The sequence below is a fragment of the Sediminibacterium salmoneum NBRC 103935 genome, assembly GCF_000511175.1.
Lineage (GTDB): Bacteria > Bacteroidota > Bacteroidia > Chitinophagales > Chitinophagaceae > Sediminibacterium > Sediminibacterium salmoneum.
The window spans coordinates 4,895-21,987 of record NZ_KI866530.1; the positions used below are offsets into that span (position 1 = coordinate 4,895).

Consider the following 17,093-nt stretch of genomic DNA (forward strand, 5'->3'; position numbering starts at 1 on the left):
AATTCCTCCATTTGTTTCCACTATTATTTGAAACAATAATTGATGCAAGACTTTTAAACGTATTTATGTTGATTACTGTAATTAGTTTGTATTTCTTATCTATATTAAGGAACAAATCAGTAATGAACCGATTTCAGGTATTTATTTCTATTGCAATTTTTTATGAATGGAGAAATGTGGGTGATTTCACAGGAAAATTAAATATTCCTTATTTAATTTTGTTTCTGATTTATAGTTTAATAGCATTGTATGACATTTTTTATATTAAAAAAGATTACGGGAAATATTTTTTTGATTTTGTTTTAATAAAAAATTGGTTTTAGCAATTTATCCTATTAGTACGGCTGAGTCAAAGTTTGACTCAGCCTTATTAGGAATCTACTGTTCTTAATATGATGATTGATTTCGCAAACATCAGTTTTGTACAATTTTAGTAAACGAGTAAGAGGACCAATAATCAAGCAGTCAGTTCGTAGGGTTTAATCATTTTTTGAAGTTCTCCCAATAATGTGTCTGCTTAAAAGCAACAACTCTTCTAGGAATTTCCACCTTCACCTTCATCAATTCCAACCAACAATAAGAACGCTTCCTCCACAGCCCCAATCCACCTAACAAAAGTACCCCAGTTATCCACCCCAAAGAAACTCATGACCGCATTAATTTCATCCCCAAGCCGAATCTATATTAGCTTATTCCCTTGTTCTCTTTTTGGAGTGGCGTAAATTTAACTATAGGCATCAATTTTAAGAATTGCCAATCACCAATAGAAATGAGTACAATTAAGTATAAATATGATAATGTTAGAGGAAGAACTTTTATTCTATGTGCTCTGTTGATGATGGTTTCTGCAAACACAGTATTTGCTTCACGAAGATGAATACATTATGAGAATTAATTTAGGAAATATGCATGGGTTTAAATGGATAAAAAGTGAATTCTGAAACCAAGAACACCAGCCCATAACATTGGTATTGCCAATAGTGGGGCTTGACATTGAAACAATCAGCACCAGTAATTCTGCTGTACTGCGGTTCGGGGCTAGACGAATAAAGCCCAGCTTTAGTTCTTAATATTTAACTTTATCAAAAAGCAAGGCAGCAGTTCCGGCGGACGGAATTCTTTTTCCCCACCCTGCGTAAAGCCTCGGCCGTTATGGGCAATACATTCGCAGACTCAAGAATCTAACTAAAATTTTAAGACAAAAATAGTATTGACCACTGAGTGTAAAATTATTTCCTTTACAGTAAAAATAATGGAGACTAGCAACCATTTCAAAAACGGGGCGAAACCGAAAAGCCAAACGACTAGGATAATTTAAAAAAATAAATGTATATGAAGACAACATTAATTGCAATTTTTATCCTGATGATAGGTGGCTTTGTTCACGGACAAGAGCTAATTCCCTTCAAAGCTGTAAAACTTAACGAGAAGTGGGGCTTCGTAGATAAAACTGGAAAAGAGGTTATTGCCCTGAAGTATGACTCTGCAGAAAATTTCAAAAATGGAAAAGCAAAAGTGTATAGCAAACAATATGCAACTGAACTTTATATTGACAAAACAGGGCAGCTAGCAAAATAAAGAATAACTAATTTCTTGAATAATGTTAGAGTTTCAATTTCCTACTATAGATAGAATAACAATAAATCCGCCTTAAAATTGTACTTCATCTGAGGTACAGGAGTCATCTTCCCATCTGGCCTCGGCTTTCTTATTCCTTCTCAGATCCTATCCCTCCCAAAAAAAATACGTAATTCACGGTATTGCCTCCTGCCAATTAATTTGTTACTTTACCAGAAATTGTATACAATGCGTTTAATATTCTGTTTGTCAATTTTCTTTTTGGCTGCCGCTGCCTTCGGACAAGGTACTACCACTGCGGATTATTACCAGTATCAGCGCGATCAGCAGTTTAAGAAATATATGGAAACCACCGGTAGCAAGGGCATGGCAGGATCGATTAAAACCAATTTTAATTACTCACTTGATAAGAAGGCGACGGATGATTTTTTTGAATTGATCAGGAGGCGCAATCAGGGCAATAAAGTAGTTGAAACAGAAGAGGAAAAAAAGGCCATTCGTCAACAAATGGAAATGGATAAAATCGATGCTAAAATTAAGGCGGATAATGCAGCTGAAGAAGCTCGTGCGCGGAATATTGGCCTATCGGCGGTACGAAAACTTACCTTTCGAGATGGTAGAATTTTCGAAGGCTTTTATTATGGAAAAAGACTTAATGATACAGATCCCTTATTTATGACATTGGTTAGCGGAAAAATGACGCATACGGATGGTGGCGTATATGTGGGTAGTTTTGCACAACACTATGGAATATCATATAAGTGGGAATATGGTATAATGCATTGGCCTGATGGGGAAATGTATAGCGGAGAGTGGAGAAAAGATGCCTATCATGGATATGGTAAGTTTAAAAGAAGAAACGGAGATGTTTATGAGGGACAATTTGAACGTGGCCTTTACCACGGTTTCGGGCGTTTAGTGAATGCTGATGGCAAAGTACAGGAGGGCTTTTGGAGTGACGGTGTTTTTACCGGCGATGAGCCGCCAATTGCTTCTGATATAGCCGGGAAAGACCTAAGTAAAAAAGAAATAGAAGGCCGTCGGCGGTCAGGCCAAGGTAAAGGACGCATTCCTGGGCTCGGCGGTGTATACAAAGGCGAGTTTAGAAATTACAATATGCATGGCAAGGGCACCATTGAATTTGATAAAGGGGGTAGTTACACCGGTGATTTTTTTTATGATGCCATTCAAGGGAAGGGTATCATGAAATTCTATAATGGAGAAGTATATGAAGGGTCATACTTAATGAACAAAAGAAACGGAACAGGAACTTACCGGTGGCCCGATGGAAGCGTATATGAAGGTGAATGGAAGGATAATCAAAAAGAGGGGAAAGGAATAATGCGTTGGTCGAATGGCGATATATACAATGGAGAATGGATAAAAAACAATCCTTCTGGCTTGGGTAAAAAGACCTACGCCGACGGCAGGGTAGAGCAAGGGTTTTGGAAAGATGGAAAGAAAATACGAGAAAATGTTTCCATTTCTAACTGGGAAACTGCGGCAAAAGAAAACTGGACTGCATTGCGTGTGCCGGAAACCGATATCAATATTCAACGCAGCTTACAGGATGGGCAACTAAAGTTTAAAACCAAAACAGGCAACTATTTCTGGGGATGGACCGACCTGGATAAAGCCAAGCCAGAAAACTATGAATACGAACTGGTTTATGAAATAAAAAAGGAGGGGTTCAAAAATGGGCAGGGCGGTATATTAATAGAAATAGATGAAGGGAATGCACCAAACTATTCCAAACTTTTGTACATGATTCAGCCAGATGTTCAAACCTACTATTTAGGTATGTATAATGATGCCAAAAGGGAATGGACATCGCTAACAAGTCCAAATGCGAATGGGGGATGGGTGCACTCATCTGCCGTAAATGGGTTCGCTGCATCAGGCATTTCAACGAATAAACTACGCCTGACAAAAGCTGGTGATGCAATAACGATTTTTGTTAATGACAAACCTTTGTTTACCCAAATTATACAAGCTTCCGGAAGGCCACTTGATAAATTCAGCGGCATTGGAATTGTACAAGGCGGTTTGTTAGAAGGTAGTATTACAGCAATTCGTTTTCATTGATTAAAATAGTAGGGAATTGTATAAATTTGCAGACAATGAAACTAACAATCACAGCACTTGCATTGGCAACAACCATACTGTTCTCTTGTAATCAACAAACAAAAACAGAAAGTCCAACAACAGAAAATACAGCAAATGAAAATCCAACAAATGAAACTGTCACTAATGAAAATATAGCAGTTGGTAACAAGCAAGTTTATCTATATGCACAAAATAGAGACACAACGCGCTTAATATTAGAAATTGCTGGAAATCCCACTTCAGGTAAATTAGACATTTTACCATTTCAGAAAGATAGTAGGATAGGGGTACTTGCAGATGTGCAAATAAAAGGAGATACGCTATTTGCTATGTATACATCTATGCAAGAGGGAAATGAGTCTGAATGTGAAATTGCTTTTCTAAAAAAAGGAGATAGTTATATTTTGACCAATGATATTTTTCTAGAAAGCAACTATCAATACAATTCCGATTATTCGAAAGGTAGCTTTAAGGATAAAAACAGTATCAAATTTGACGGGGATACATTGAAATTGGTAGCAAACAAATAGGACAGATAAGATTTATCTTCTAATATTCTCTAAAAAATGATCCGAAACAGGAATAGCTGTTTCGCCGATCATTATGTTTTTACTGCTGAATTTAACAATCTTATTTCTATTGACTATATACGCTCTGTGCGTTTGCACAAAAGCGTTTTCGGAAAGATCTTCCAGTATCTTTTTGATGGTAGAGCGGGTTTTATAGATTTTATTATCGGTATGGAAGAGCAGATAATTGCCGTCTGATTCAATATAATTAATCTCATCCACCGGAAGGAGTATATTGAATTCGCCGTCCTTTACCAGAATTTCCGGTTTGTATTTTTTATCGTTTTGCGATTGCCGGATGGCAATTTCTACGGATGCAATTAGGTCGCTGTTTTTGAAAGGTTTGGTGATATACGAATATGGCGAAGTTGAAACAGCCTGCCCAATCATTTCGGTATTTTCGTAAGCGGTAAGATAAATAAATGGAATCGAATATTTTTCTTTGATTTGCTGTCCAAGCAAAATTCCATTTTGCTCGTTTTCACCGAGATTGATGTCGAGAATTACTAAGGTTACCGGTTCTTTTCTCAGGATTTCTAATGCTTCTTTTGCATTTTTAGCTTCCAAAACCGTATAGCCATTTTCTGCCAATGCTTTTTTACAGAGTCTCCGGTTCAGAAAATTGTCTTCTACAAGCAGTATTGTTTTTTCCATGATTCTTCTTTTTCCGGCCTAAATAAAATACATCCTCAATTCAAATCCATTATGGCTTTTCAGTTCTATTTTTCCGTTTAATTGATCTATCAGTCCTTTGATAATTTCCTGTCCTAGCCCTTTTTCATTTTTTGCATTAAAATCAAACCCTTCTCCGTTATCAGCGTAGTAGAGTTCTTTATTGCCTGTTTCTTCGTTCTTGGTAAGTTCAATATTAATAATACCGACACTTCTTTTTTTGAAAGCGTGTTTCATACTATTACTAACTAATTCTGTAATAATTAAACCGATCGGCAATGCTTTTTCAATAGACATTGTTTGCAACTCACATTTTACATACAGATTTATTTTCTTTTTGTGATTGTCATATGATTCTTTCACTAATTCAGAAAGTTCGGTTACGTATCTTTTTACATCTACATCGTTTACATTGTCCGATACATTCAGCTTTTTATGAAGCAAAGCCATTGAATGAATACGGTTTTGGTTTTCTCTGATCAGCTCATCAATATTATTAAAGTCAACACTTTCTTTTTGAATTTCCAAGATGCTGATGACGTGCTGCAAGTTATTTTTTACACGGTGTTGCAACTCAGATAAGAGCATTTGTTTCTGGTCTAAAGTTTTAGAAAGTTCGGCTAATTGTTTGTTGATTACTTTGTTTTTACGGCTTATTTCCCTGTTTTTACGGAATAGTAATACGGATGCAATGGCAATTACTGCTAACAAAGTACCAATCCAAATCATTTGGCGGTTTTTCTCTTTTATTTCAGTGGCTTTTGTGTCATTGTCATATTTTTCAGTAACATCCTTAATCTTACTTGCTTCGCGGATTTGTAAGTTTTGAAAACTCAGGTTGTGAAAATCTTTCATGTAGGCAAAAGCGGAATCCCATTTTTTCTCTTCAGCGTATAAATCCAAGCGCATTAAAGGCAAAAATTCCTTGTAGAAATAGCTCATTTTATCATAATACAAATAAGCAGAATCAATGTAAGTATGGGCATCCTTAAATTCACTTTGCTTAAAATATTCACGTGCAATATTGCGGTACATCATTGCCACAAAGGTGTAATTGTTTGTTTTTTGGTAATGAGGAATTACCCGCTTAAAATTCCTGATTGCTTGCTGCTTGTCTCCTTTACCGGCATACCCACCACCCAGCATCGTACAGGCATTGGCAATGTCTTCCGCATTCTGGTATTTCTCTCCGTATTTTAATGCTTTTCCGGCGTTCTCAATTACACCTGTAAAATCACTTTTCATTCTAAGCGAGCTAGCTTTTTGATAGTAGTAATTACTGTAAAGCTCATCGAACTTATGTTCTTCTATTGCCTTTTGTGCAAGGTTCAGGAATTTTTCGTCTTCTTTTAAATCGTTTCCGTTGCGTTTTACTTGGGCCATCAGCAAAAAGGTTTCTGCTGTAATTTTATGAAATTCTTCCGCAGTTGATTTTTCAAGTATATCCAGTAAAACGACCAGTGCTTTGCCTTGCTCAAAATTCCTGTCATATATCTTTGCTTTCAGTAACGCTAACCCCAATTTATATTGGCTTTGTTCTTTCTGCGATAGGTTTTTATCTGGCTGTTCTGCCAAACGCTCTATCTTTTTAATGGCATCTTCTGTTTCGTAATGATACATTAAACTATCTACCGTTACAATCCTTCCCTGGAAAAGATACACTTGTTGAGCAAAGAGGGGTGTGTATACGGTAAAAAAAACACTAGTAAAATGGTGTTTTTTACATTTTTATATTCCATTAGTTCAAACTTTCTTTGATGCAATCGCAAATGTAGAGAAACAATCTGTTTATGTATTAATAGAATAATACATAAACAGATGTTCAACGGTTATTTTTCGAGCTGTTTTGTTATGCTTGGTTCCCATATCACTTGCCCACTACCATTCACAAGTCTTAAGATTCCATTATTGGTAAGTTCAAGTTTTGTGCTTTTATTGACTATATTCCATCTCATATCACCTTTGGGGGCTTTAATTGCATTCCAACGACTAAAATCACCCTGAGACCTCTTAGAATTCATTACAATATCACCATTCGATTCGTATTTAAACACTATTTCCATGTCTTTCATGCCGCTTGTTAATATTCTGCGTGGAATGGCTGTTGATACCACTTCAATTGTTTTAAACTGACAATTATTGCGGTTTAGCACTTCTTCTACCACATATTGCTCCTCTTTATGTCTAAGCTGATAGCGACCATCGGCTGACACCAGAATTTCATTTTCCAATAAACTGTTGCCTGGTGTCATATGGCCCTTATATTTTATAGTAAGTCCGCAAGCTGTGTTGTTAGTTGGTGTTTGAGTCGGTGCTGGTGTTTGAGTAGCAGGTTGAGTAACATTGTTTTTCTTTGGAGCATTGGGCGTTGTCCATATTTCCTGTCCATCTTTGTTTATAAGTACGAGTCGTCCGTCGTTGGTCATTTCTAATCTTACGCTTTTTAGAAGAATTAAAGCCGCAGCAGCATCTCTTCCTGTGGTTATACAATAGGATTTTCCTTGTTTGCTATCCATACAGATATTTCCGTCCGGATTGTAAGAGAAAATGCTGACGCTAGGTTTGTTGCCACTATTGTTTATTGGGAAACGATAGATTTCTTGGAATGGGCAGGCACCACTGGTTAAAATTTCTTCTATCACAAAATTACCATCTGTGGTCACCCGAAAGTGATAACGACCATTGGCAGATACTAATTTTTCTTTTTCTGCCAAACGATCACCTGGTTTCATTGAGGTTTGATATTTTTTTATGGCAGTATTGGCATCACATAGGGATGTTGCGGATGCTGCAGAAGGGGCAGGAGTTGTGGCTGTTGTCTTAGTTACATAAGGCTTTTTATCAGCTTGACACGGCGGATAGATCTCGTTTATATTAAGGATATCCCTGTGGCTCAAACTATCGCGTTGTCCCATAATGGCATCTCCTGCTCCATTTGTATTTTTAGGGCTTATGGTATTTTTATTAATATCTATCGCAAAGGATTTAGAATGATAGTGCATGCAAGAACCATAATCATAGGAACCAAGATTAGATGCTTTATCTGATTCTTTTTGAAAGTTACTCTCGAATCCTTTCTGTACATTTCTTACATCAATGCTCACATAGTTGTCTCGGTCTTCACGGCTTTGTGTGTGGTAGAAGCCCAAAGCATGCATGATCTCATGACATACCGTACCAACTACCGTATTTTCAATCGAAATTTCCTGACGACCGCCTACTCTCCCCATATTAGACCAGTTTCCAACTTTACTCACAAATTCAACATAGTCTGTTTGAGTAGTACGAGGTACTAAACAAATATTTGTTTTCTTATTCATTTCTTCAATACCCTTTTTAATTACGTCATAACGAGGGTGGTTTCTTGGAAGCACATACGGTATGGTAGAATTGGGCCATCTGGCATCATTCACAGAAGGGTCAGCAGCTTGTTGCGTTACTTTGTCCAGCGTTCCTAAGTTGATGTCTCCATCATAAAACACCTGCCCTGTATTGGTTATTTGCACCACAGCATCTTTGGAAGATTTAGCGTTGGGAAGTTTTACTTTGATTTGCTTTTTGGTAGTTACGCCAACATATCCTTCTGTGGGTGGAACTGTTGGTTGCTCTCCTTTATAGTTGCTTTCCCATACCTTCTTATTCGTGGCAGAATAGAGGGTAAGTGTTCCGTTATCTTCTAATACGGCTCGCACCGGTTTGTTGTCGGCTGTTGCGAATTTAGCATCATAGAATGCTTGTGTCATGCTATTCCAAACAGACTTATTGTCCTTGTTATAAATTACCAGGTTCCCGTCTGACTGTAAAGTAAGAGAATGTCTACTACCTAAGTCGACCATACTAGACCATACTAACCCATCCCCATTTGTTTTTTTTAGACTAAGGTTGCCATCGGCTTGCATGGCTAAGTAATACATTTTATTGGCAGAAATAAGGCGTTGGCCTTCTGTTAGTTTTTGTCCGGCTGAAAGGGTATTGGTACCCTGCTGTGCCATCGCTGAATTGCTTGTTGCACTCATAATGCAGATTAAGACTGCAAGGAATAATTGTTTTACACTCATGTTGTATTGTTTATTTAGTATTCGTTTTTTACAATGATTAATTAGCAGACCATATTGGCTTTCCATTTCCGTTTACAAGTCTCAGTTGTCCATCATTGGTCAATTCTAATAACTTCAGGTCTTTAGAAAGTATAGCTGCGGCTTTAGTATCCCTGCCTGTGGTAGCACAATAGGTTTTGCCTTGTTTGCTGTCCATACAAATATTTCCATCCGGATTAAAAGAGAAAAAGCTTTCTTTAGGCTTGGAACCACCATTGGTTAATGGGAAACGATAGATTTCCTCGAACTCACAATCGTTGTTATTCAGAATTTCTTCTATAACAAAATTGCCATCGGTTGTAACCCGCAACTGAAAGCGACCATTCACTGATAGTAACTTTTCATTTGCTGACAAACGATCTCCGCCTATCATACTGGCGGTGTATTTCATAACAGCCTCCTTGGCTTCGCAGCTGGCAGTGGTGGGTTCATCTTCTATACACCGACAGGAAAGTCCGCTGCGTTGAAATCGGTTTACAGCCATAATGCTTCCCGACTTAGGACAGGCGTCTTCATTGTCTGTAAAAAGATAGATAGCAGCGCCACTCTCTTTGGGGTAATTCTCCGTTGTTAAGCCCGGTGAACTTGACCAGAAATAAGCTTGTTCGCCTAGAGAATAATAATTTCCTCCGCTTTGTGCTAATCCTGCGGGTAAAGCGCTGAATCCGCTTTGGTTGGTACCAATGGTTTTAACGTTTTTCCAGTCGGATGTTCGCATCATTTTGCTTGCATTTTTCCAACCCAGAAATTGCTGAAGGTCTTGCCACTCTTCTATCGTGGGGATCCGCCAGCCTTTGGGACAAAGCTTTCCGGTTTTTACCGCATACCAGTTGTATAGTTTACCATATTTCTCATTGTTTTTAGGATCCTCTTTGTAGATCCACCCTCGTGGTTCCTCTATATCTATAAAATCAGGGTACACTAATTTTTGTGTCTCCTTCGAGTTAGAAATGGGCGTTCCGTCATTCAGCTTAGTTACTTTCAGATTCTCCTTTAGCCATCGTTGATTGCCAATTTTCACGGTATTGTAAACATTCCCGTCAATATCCTTAACAGTAGATTGCGCATACGACGATGTAATACCCGCAGCCGTAAATACCAGGGTTAAGTAAAAGATTTTGATTTTTTTCATACAGATTTCAGTTTTCTACCTTTAAAAGGGACAAAGAAACCCGTGTAGTTTTTAAACTTAAAATTTCTGGGATAGAATGGTGTTTTTAGGGATAGAAATTTTTTTTTGAGAATCTTAGAACTAAGCGGAGTAATATTTGCAGATAGATTCCAAGCTTTCCCCAATCCCAACTCTCTACAGTTCCAATCCCCCAAATTAGTTAATACTACAAATTCCGTATTGTTAATATGGCTAAAATTCCGCTAATTGTAAACGTATTTGAATTTGTGATTTATGAAACAAGCCACCATTACCCTATGCTTTTTACTGGCAGGAATATTTGCACAGACGCAACAGGCATTACAGAATTATCAGGCAGCTATAAAAACACTGGAAACTCAGGCTGAAAGCAAAGCAAAATCTGATGAAAGAGGAAAAGCACTTGCTAAGTTCTTTGACAGTCGTATAGCAGAAGTCAGTAAGGAAAAAGCTGTACTGGAAACAGTTCCGTACTTCCGTCAGTTAATGGATTACGATTTTTTGGCTGCATATAAGTTTTTAATGAGAGTCAATAACCAGGATGATATGACAATGTTTATGAACAAATACCTGTCAAAAGATGAGCAAACCCTTGTCAAAGCAATGGCTAGGCACACGACTTTATATGCCAATACCATGAATGGACCTGCCTATCCTTCAAACGTACCACCACCAGGAAAAGGGGTAAAGGGAAATTGGCAGAATAGTGTGAATGTAACTGTCAGTGGCTTAGACGAATTTAATAAAGGATATAGTGCTTATAAAGCTCAGAAATATGCAGAAGCAATGCATTGGTTTATAAAATCAGCTGAAAAAGGGAATGCGAACGGCATGGAAAGTGTTGGACTTTTGTATTTAGAAGGTTCTGGTGTAGAAAAAAGCTTTACTACGGCCCTCAGTTGGTATCAAAAAGCATTACAAGCAAATCCGAAAGACCAGGTTTATAAAGATATGGTTAATCAAATGAGCAACGGTAATGCTGAATTCATTGACGGTAGCGCTTTCTTTAGAGCAGGGAATTATGAAAAAGCAAAAGTGTTTTTTCTGACAGCAGAGCAAAAGGGGCATTTAGCCAGTTCGTTTTCTCTTGGAGCAATTTATTATGAAATAGAAAAGGATTATGCCAAAGGTAAATTGCAGTTTCAAAAAGCCGCTGATAAAGGGTATAAAGAAGCAAAGGAAGCTTTGCGAATCATTGAAGAGGATGAAAAAGCAGAGAAGGTGAGTAAAAACCTAACATCCTTTAAAGGCACAAATGGGAAATATGGATTTAAAGACCCAAAAGGAGAAGAAATAGTAAGCCCTAAATATCATAAAGTAAAGGATTTTTCAGAAGGAATGGCTGCGGTATGTATAATGGAAGATGGGACGGAGAAATGGGGATATATTAATGAAAGCGGAAAAGAGATTACAGCTTTTATATACGGAGATGCGCTTCCCTTTTCAGAGGGACTGGCCGCGGCAAGACCGCTTGGTAAAACCTGGGATGCTTTTTATGGGTTTATCGACAAGACAGGAAAACTGGTTATTCCACATTTGTATCCTTTTGTTTTTGATACAAATATGTCGGATGGGTGGATGTTTATGAATGGGAAGGCCAAAGTGTATAAGGATAAGAGAATTTTCTATATTGATAAAACAGGGAAGGAGGTGAAGTAAAATAGTGTATTCTTCTTGTCACGGTCAATCCACGATAAAGAGAGAATGCAAAAGTATATCTACAGTGACTGGTAATTGAAAAAGAAGAAGAGTCTACATTAAAAAAATACAATCTGCGTAATAAGTTACCTTAAGTTAAGTACTTGCGCAGATTTATTATTTTTTTTCGCTTTTTTATAAAGCGGTATGGAGAATAGTTTGCAATATTATTTACTTAAAGTAATTATACTTATCAAAGGAATCAAGGAAAGCTTTGATTGTGATCCAATTGATTTTGTCAGAATTAGGGAATCGGATATTCATCATCCCAAAAGCAAGTTTTTTAGTTCAAAATCGGTAAAAGTAATATCCGTAGCCAATACCCGTATAACTGAATGTAAAAAAGACGAGAAAGCAAGGAGGCTGGTGGTATTGATTCACGGAGGGGCCTTTGTATCCGGACCAACTAAGCTTCATTGGGATGTTGTTAAAAAGTTATCCAGCTTAACAAGACATGCAATATGGCTTTGTGATTATCCAAAATCTCCTGAATATAAGATTGATGAAATTTCCCGAAATATAGATTTGGTATATGAAAAAGCCCTTAAAGAATATAAATCCGAGAATATTACTTTGATAGGTGATTCTGTTGGTGGAACCTTGGTTATGGCACTTGTTCAAAGATTATTATTTAAAAATATGCCAATTCCTAAGAAAATTATACTGATTTCACCGGTTTGTGATGCTACATTTTCAAATCCTTCTATACCAGTTTTTGAATCAAAAGATATTATGTTGTCTTTGAAAGGTGTTAAAAGTGCCAAAAAAATGTCTGCAGGCCACACTAAATTGGAGAATAGTATTATTTCTCCGGTAAATGGATCATTTAGATATTTCCCCAAAACTATTATGTTTTTAGCCGAGCATGATATCACATTTCCAGATCAGATATTAGTTGCCAACAAGCTTGTTTTTGCACAGGTTGAACACAAGATTTTTATTGGACATGGCATGCCGCATATATGGCCTTTTTTACCCATTATGCCAGAGTCTAAAAAAGCCCTGAGTGAAATTATTCGAGAGATTAATCTTGATTAATAATGATTGGGTTGAATTTCTTAACAAAGGTTAAGCAGATTTAATATACGCTTTATCAAATTTGAAGTGTCAATATTCAGACTGCGTTGGTCTGGATTATTATCTTAACCAGATTTGATGATAAATGAAAGCTTTCTTGTATAAAAAATATGGTGCTCCAGATGTTTTGGAATATGAGGACGTTTCAAAGCCTGTTCCAAAAAAGAATGAATTGCTTATTAGAGTAAAAGCTTCAACAGTTTCTGCTGGGGTAATATGGTTAAGAAAAGGCGAGTATCCGAATTCTAGGTTAATTTCTTTCATGTTAAGATTATATTTCGGCATTTCTAAGCCTAGAGTCAATATGTTAGGTATTGAGTATGCTGGAGTTGTTGAATCTGTTGGAACTGGTGTGCATACTTTTAAAAAAGGGGATAAAGTCTTTGGAACAACTACTGGCTTATATAATGGAACGTATGCAGAATATATATGTGTGCCCGAAAAGGGACGTCAAAATGTAATTGCAAGAATTCCAGAGGGGTTGACTATGGAGGAAGCTGCTGCATTGCCAGTTGGTGGGATGACAGCTTTTTGTATACTGAATAAGGCTAAAGTTGAAAAAGAGCATAAGGTGCTGATTTATGGTGCATCAGGTAGTGTTGGTACTTATGCTATTCAGATTGCGAAATATTATGGTGCACATGTAACTGCCGTTTGTAGTACGCGGAATTTATCTCTGGTAAAGTCATTGGGAGCAGATGAAGTAATTGACTATACGGTTAATCATGATATTCTTTGTAGAGAAAAGTTCGATTTGGTTTTTGATGCTGTTGGAAAATTGCCACATCAGCTTACTCCTTTAATTTTACACGCTAAGGGGAAAGCGTGTTCTGTTAATTCACTTGTTAGTGAGAGACTTAGTTATTTAAATGAACTATTGAATATGATTGACGAGCAAAAGTTAAAAATAGTAATTGATAGAACCTATTCTTTTGTTCAGATGGTTGAAGCACATGAATACGTAGAGCAAGGGCATAAGCGGGGTAATGTTGTAATTTGTCATTAATTAGCATTTATGAAAAAAGTTATTTCATTTTTCATCTTGTTGCTTTTTTATCCTTCAGTTTATGGACAAATTGATAATAAAGAGAAGAATAGTTATAATTTATTTTTAAAAGCTACACAAAAGTGGTTTTCTGCATGGGAATTGCTAAGTAAGGAAGTTTACAATATCGATAGTATTAGACCGGTGGAACTTATATTCTTTGATAAATATTATGTTTACTCAACTTCAGATGTTACTATAAAATGGGGGGAAATAATCGATGGGAATAATTTTCTGAATTTGACTTTCGATTGGAAAAGGAAATTGCATAATGATTCAATCACTTTGCCAGATAATTCTATAATATCTATAAGCTTACTCTCTTTTGCAGCTGAAATACCTAATCAGGATAAATCATATTTTGTAATGCCTTTGCCTGATTTTTGGCAACAGGCTGGGGTGTCAAGCAACGATTTAGGTCTAGATAATTTGATTACAAGTATTTTTATACATGAGTTTACTCATTCTCAGCAAATGCAGAATTTTGGGAAACGTATAACTTATTTTGACAAAGCCAATAAATTTAATTTTGATTTTAGTGATGATATTATTCAGCAGATTTTTCCAAGGATTCAATTTATTCAAAATTATATTTCGAAGAGAATAGTGTTTTATTCCAATCTATAGAGAATAATCAATTAAACAATACCTTATTGCATAAGGGGTTAAGTTTATTTAAGCAAAGACATGAAAACTATTTCAAGGGTGAATTTGAGCAACTAGCTGAGATTGATGAATTATTTCTAACAATGGAAGGGCTGGGTCAATACTCGATGTTTTTATGGTTAGTGCATCCCCAAGGAGGTAATATAAGTAGGACAAAAGCAATAGTTGGTGTAAGACGAGGAAGAAATTGGTGGTCTCAGGATGAGGGATTTGCACTTTTTCTGATATTGGATAGACTAACACAACCCAAATCTTGGATTAAAAATATGTTTAGTTACAAAACTGAAAGTGTAATGTCGCTAATATATAAGTTTTATTTCTTCACTTAAGTGAATTAAAGGCTCATATCAACTATTCAAATTTGCAGTATCTAAAATAAAAATAAGATATGCAAACGAAAAAAGTTTTAATTGGTTTATTCTTTATGTTTTCATTTTGTGTACATCTGAATGCGCAAAATGATATGCGGGATTCAGTTCACAAAAAGTGGTTTCTTGGTAGTACAATGTTTCTTTTGGGTAATTTCGATCAAGTTAATCCACCTAATTTTGGTCAGCTAAATTTTGGTTATCGAATAACAAGTAAGGATGTAGTTTCATTAGAATTTATTACTTGGAAGTATGCATGGCCTCTAGGCATTAATCCCATTTTTAATAAGTCATATGGAAAAACAGAGGAGAAGTTTCCTGGCTATATTCGCGAATTTGGGATTGGTTTGGTTTACCAGAGATTTATCTGGAAAGGTCTTTATGCTTCTGTGCATGTAATGCCAATGATTCAATCTTTCGTAAATGAAAATGGTGTTAAAGTGGATAATGGTTTCCATATATTTAATACCAATCGAATTGGTTATCACTTTAAGTTCTTTAACAATAAATTCTTTATTGAACCGTCTATTGGAATTGCTGGTCGTCCTTATCATAGTAAAATGCCTGATGGTTTTAAACAAAAAGACGATAAGTGGGCAAAATATACTCCTGAGCCAGGATTGCATTTTGGTTTTAATTTCTAAATTGTTAATTTAAAATAATTCGGAATGTCCGCAACTTCTTTTATTGATACTAAGGTAAATGTTAAACTGAAACTTGCTGCTCTTTGGGCAAGTTTCATGTTTTTATATATCTATGTTGATTATTTTCATTTATATATGCCAGGCATGGTGAAGGATTTGTTAGCAGGTAAAGCCTATATTTTTGACATTAATCAGACTTTCATAGTCTCTGCTCTTTTATTATTATCATTGCCTATTCTTATGATTTATTTTTCGGTTGCACTACCTGCCAGGCTAAATCGTATTGTAAATTTAATAGTTGCTACCTTTTATATTCCTTTCACTTTATTTAATTTGTCAGGAATGGTTTGGATTCATATGGTGTTTGCTGCATTCATTGAAGTTTTTATTCTTTTTGTAATTATTGGTTGTGCCTGGAAGTGGCCAGTTCGAGAAAGCTTTATTAAATAGTAGTATTTATAGAAGTTTATAGAAATATCTTTAAATGAAATCGAAAAAAAAATTTTAGAATCAATCGGTAATTTTTCAAGTGATGACATTTCATTATTTGAGTCTAAATGTTCTGTAAAGCATTTTTCTAAGAACGATATACTTCTTAAGTATGGTGAATTCTGTAATAGTTTATTTTATGTTGTTTCTGGATTTTCTTATCAGTTTTCATGTAAAGATGTTGATGAAGTTATCCATGAATTATATTTAGAAGGTGATTGGTGCTTTGATTATTTGAGCTTTGTAACCAAAAAGCCATCACAAACAATTATTAAAGCATATTCAGATTTGGTGATTTTGGAAATTAGTGTTGCTAGTTTACATGAATTGATATTACAATCTCCTTCCTTTTTTCAATTAGGTAGTTTATTGGCTATTAAATTTAATAATGATTTTATTGAATCTAAGATTACAGCGCTTGAAAGGTATAATCATTTATTTTCATCAAAGCCACAGTTGTTTCAATCTTTTCCTTTAAAAATGATAGCTTCTTATTTGAAGATATCTCCTGAAACTTTAAGCAGAATACGAAATGTACGATAAGTAGGAAAAAATTGATTTATATCAAGCAATCATGCCAACTGTTCTTATGACATTTGCTCACAATTCATTCTTTATGGAGCTGAGTTTTAAAAATCTTTCTGGAATATGTTTGTTTTTTGGGTCATTATTGGCAACACTAACAATGCTTATACATCCTGTTGGTGGAAGTTTAGGCGATATTGCTCATATGAAATCGGCATTTAATTTTTCACATGGGATGGCTATTTTTTGTTTGCCTTTTATTGCATTTGGATTTTGGGGTTTGTCAGATGTGCTTTATGATTTGGTCATTACTTATTATTTGTAATAAGAAAATGCCAATTTGGATTGGTTATTATGGCCTGCTTATCTTTTCAGTTATTGGTTTTGCCATTTTGTGGAACTTTAATTT

16 protein-coding genes are annotated in these 17,093 nt (G+C 35.8%); 12 read left to right on the plus strand and 4 right to left on the minus strand.

The features are described 5' to 3' along the window. From P767_RS18545 to P767_RS17350, 4 genes are all read left to right on the plus strand, one after another. Window positions 1-323, plus strand: a 323-nt coding sequence (locus P767_RS18545; protein ID WP_216593177.1) for a hypothetical protein, incomplete at its 5' end; no start/stop codon positions are given. A gap of 1,009 nt (window positions 324-1,332) precedes the next feature. Next, on the plus strand, window positions 1,333-1,578 hold the full coding sequence (locus tag P767_RS0100055) for a WG repeat-containing protein (RefSeq protein ID WP_026762905.1): 246 nt from the start codon (window positions 1,333-1,335) through the stop codon (window positions 1,576-1,578). A gap of 228 nt (window positions 1,579-1,806) precedes the next feature. Beyond that, complete coding sequence (locus P767_RS0100060; protein ID WP_026762906.1) at window positions 1,807-3,663, plus strand: MORN repeat-containing protein; 1,857 nt, start codon at window positions 1,807-1,809, stop codon at window positions 3,661-3,663. Between the two features lie 35 nt (window positions 3,664-3,698). Beyond that, window positions 3,699-4,214 (plus strand): hypothetical protein, encoded by a 516-nt coding sequence (locus P767_RS17350; RefSeq protein ID WP_051416913.1) that lies wholly within the window; start codon window positions 3,699-3,701, stop codon window positions 4,212-4,214. Window positions 4,215-4,226: 12 nt separating this feature from the next. On the opposite strand, the gene P767_RS0100070 is transcribed toward P767_RS17350, so the two are convergent. From P767_RS0100070 to P767_RS17360, 4 genes are all read right to left on the minus strand, one after another. After that, window positions 4,227-4,907 (minus strand): LytR/AlgR family response regulator transcription factor, encoded by a 681-nt coding sequence (locus P767_RS0100070; protein ID WP_037351441.1) that lies wholly within the window; start codon window positions 4,905-4,907, stop codon window positions 4,227-4,229. Between the two features lie 18 nt (window positions 4,908-4,925). Then, a complete protein-coding gene (locus P767_RS0100075; RefSeq protein WP_026762908.1) occupies window positions 4,926-6,545 on the minus strand; it encodes a histidine kinase dimerization/phosphoacceptor domain -containing protein in 1,620 nt (539 codons plus the stop codon). A 209-nt stretch (window positions 6,546-6,754) separates the two neighbouring features. After that, window positions 6,755-8,983, minus strand: coding sequence for a M12 family metallopeptidase (locus P767_RS17355; RefSeq protein WP_051416916.1), 2,229 nt, complete (start codon window positions 8,981-8,983; stop codon window positions 6,755-6,757). Between the two features lie 37 nt (window positions 8,984-9,020). After that, entirely contained in the window at window positions 9,021-10,154 is a 1,134-nt protein-coding gene (locus tag P767_RS17360) for an FISUMP domain-containing protein (protein WP_051416918.1), read from the minus strand. A gap of 273 nt (window positions 10,155-10,427) precedes the next feature. On the opposite strand from P767_RS17360, the gene P767_RS17365 reads away from it, so the two are divergent. The 8 genes from P767_RS17365 to P767_RS0100135 all read left to right on the plus strand — a co-directional run bounded on the left by P767_RS17365 (window position 10,428) and on the right by P767_RS0100135 (window position 17,009). Continuing rightward, a complete protein-coding gene (locus P767_RS17365) occupies window positions 10,428-11,831 on the plus strand; it encodes a WG repeat-containing protein (protein WP_026762910.1) in 1,404 nt (467 codons plus the stop codon). A 186-nt stretch (window positions 11,832-12,017) separates the two neighbouring features. After that, on the plus strand, window positions 12,018-12,908 hold the full coding sequence (locus tag P767_RS0100100) for an alpha/beta hydrolase (RefSeq protein ID WP_026762911.1): 891 nt from the start codon (window positions 12,018-12,020) through the stop codon (window positions 12,906-12,908). Window positions 12,909-13,032: 124 nt separating this feature from the next. Continuing rightward, complete coding sequence (locus P767_RS0100105; RefSeq protein WP_026762912.1) at window positions 13,033-13,953, plus strand: NAD(P)-dependent alcohol dehydrogenase; 921 nt, start codon at window positions 13,033-13,035, stop codon at window positions 13,951-13,953. 9 nt (window positions 13,954-13,962) lie between these two features. Further along, window positions 13,963-14,619, plus strand: a complete 657-nt coding sequence (locus tag P767_RS0100110; protein WP_026762913.1) for a hypothetical protein — start codon at window positions 13,963-13,965, stop codon at window positions 14,617-14,619. 427 nt (window positions 14,620-15,046) lie between these two features. Next, complete coding sequence (locus P767_RS0100120; RefSeq protein WP_026762915.1) at window positions 15,047-15,670, plus strand: hypothetical protein; 624 nt, start codon at window positions 15,047-15,049, stop codon at window positions 15,668-15,670. Window positions 15,671-15,694: 24 nt separating this feature from the next. Continuing rightward, complete coding sequence (locus tag P767_RS0100125) at window positions 15,695-16,120, plus strand: DUF6326 family protein (RefSeq protein WP_026762916.1); 426 nt, start codon at window positions 15,695-15,697, stop codon at window positions 16,118-16,120. 87 nt (window positions 16,121-16,207) lie between these two features. Further along, window positions 16,208-16,702: a Crp/Fnr family transcriptional regulator gene (locus P767_RS19095; RefSeq protein WP_407636321.1), complete on the plus strand. Its 495-nt coding sequence runs from the start codon at window positions 16,208-16,210 to the stop codon at window positions 16,700-16,702. A gap of 73 nt (window positions 16,703-16,775) precedes the next feature. Beyond that, window positions 16,776-17,009 carry a hypothetical protein gene (locus P767_RS0100135; RefSeq protein WP_026762918.1) on the plus strand — a complete coding sequence of 78 codons (234 nt, stop codon included), beginning with the start codon at window positions 16,776-16,778 and terminating at the stop codon, window positions 17,007-17,009. Window positions 17,010-17,093: the final 84 nt, after the last annotated feature.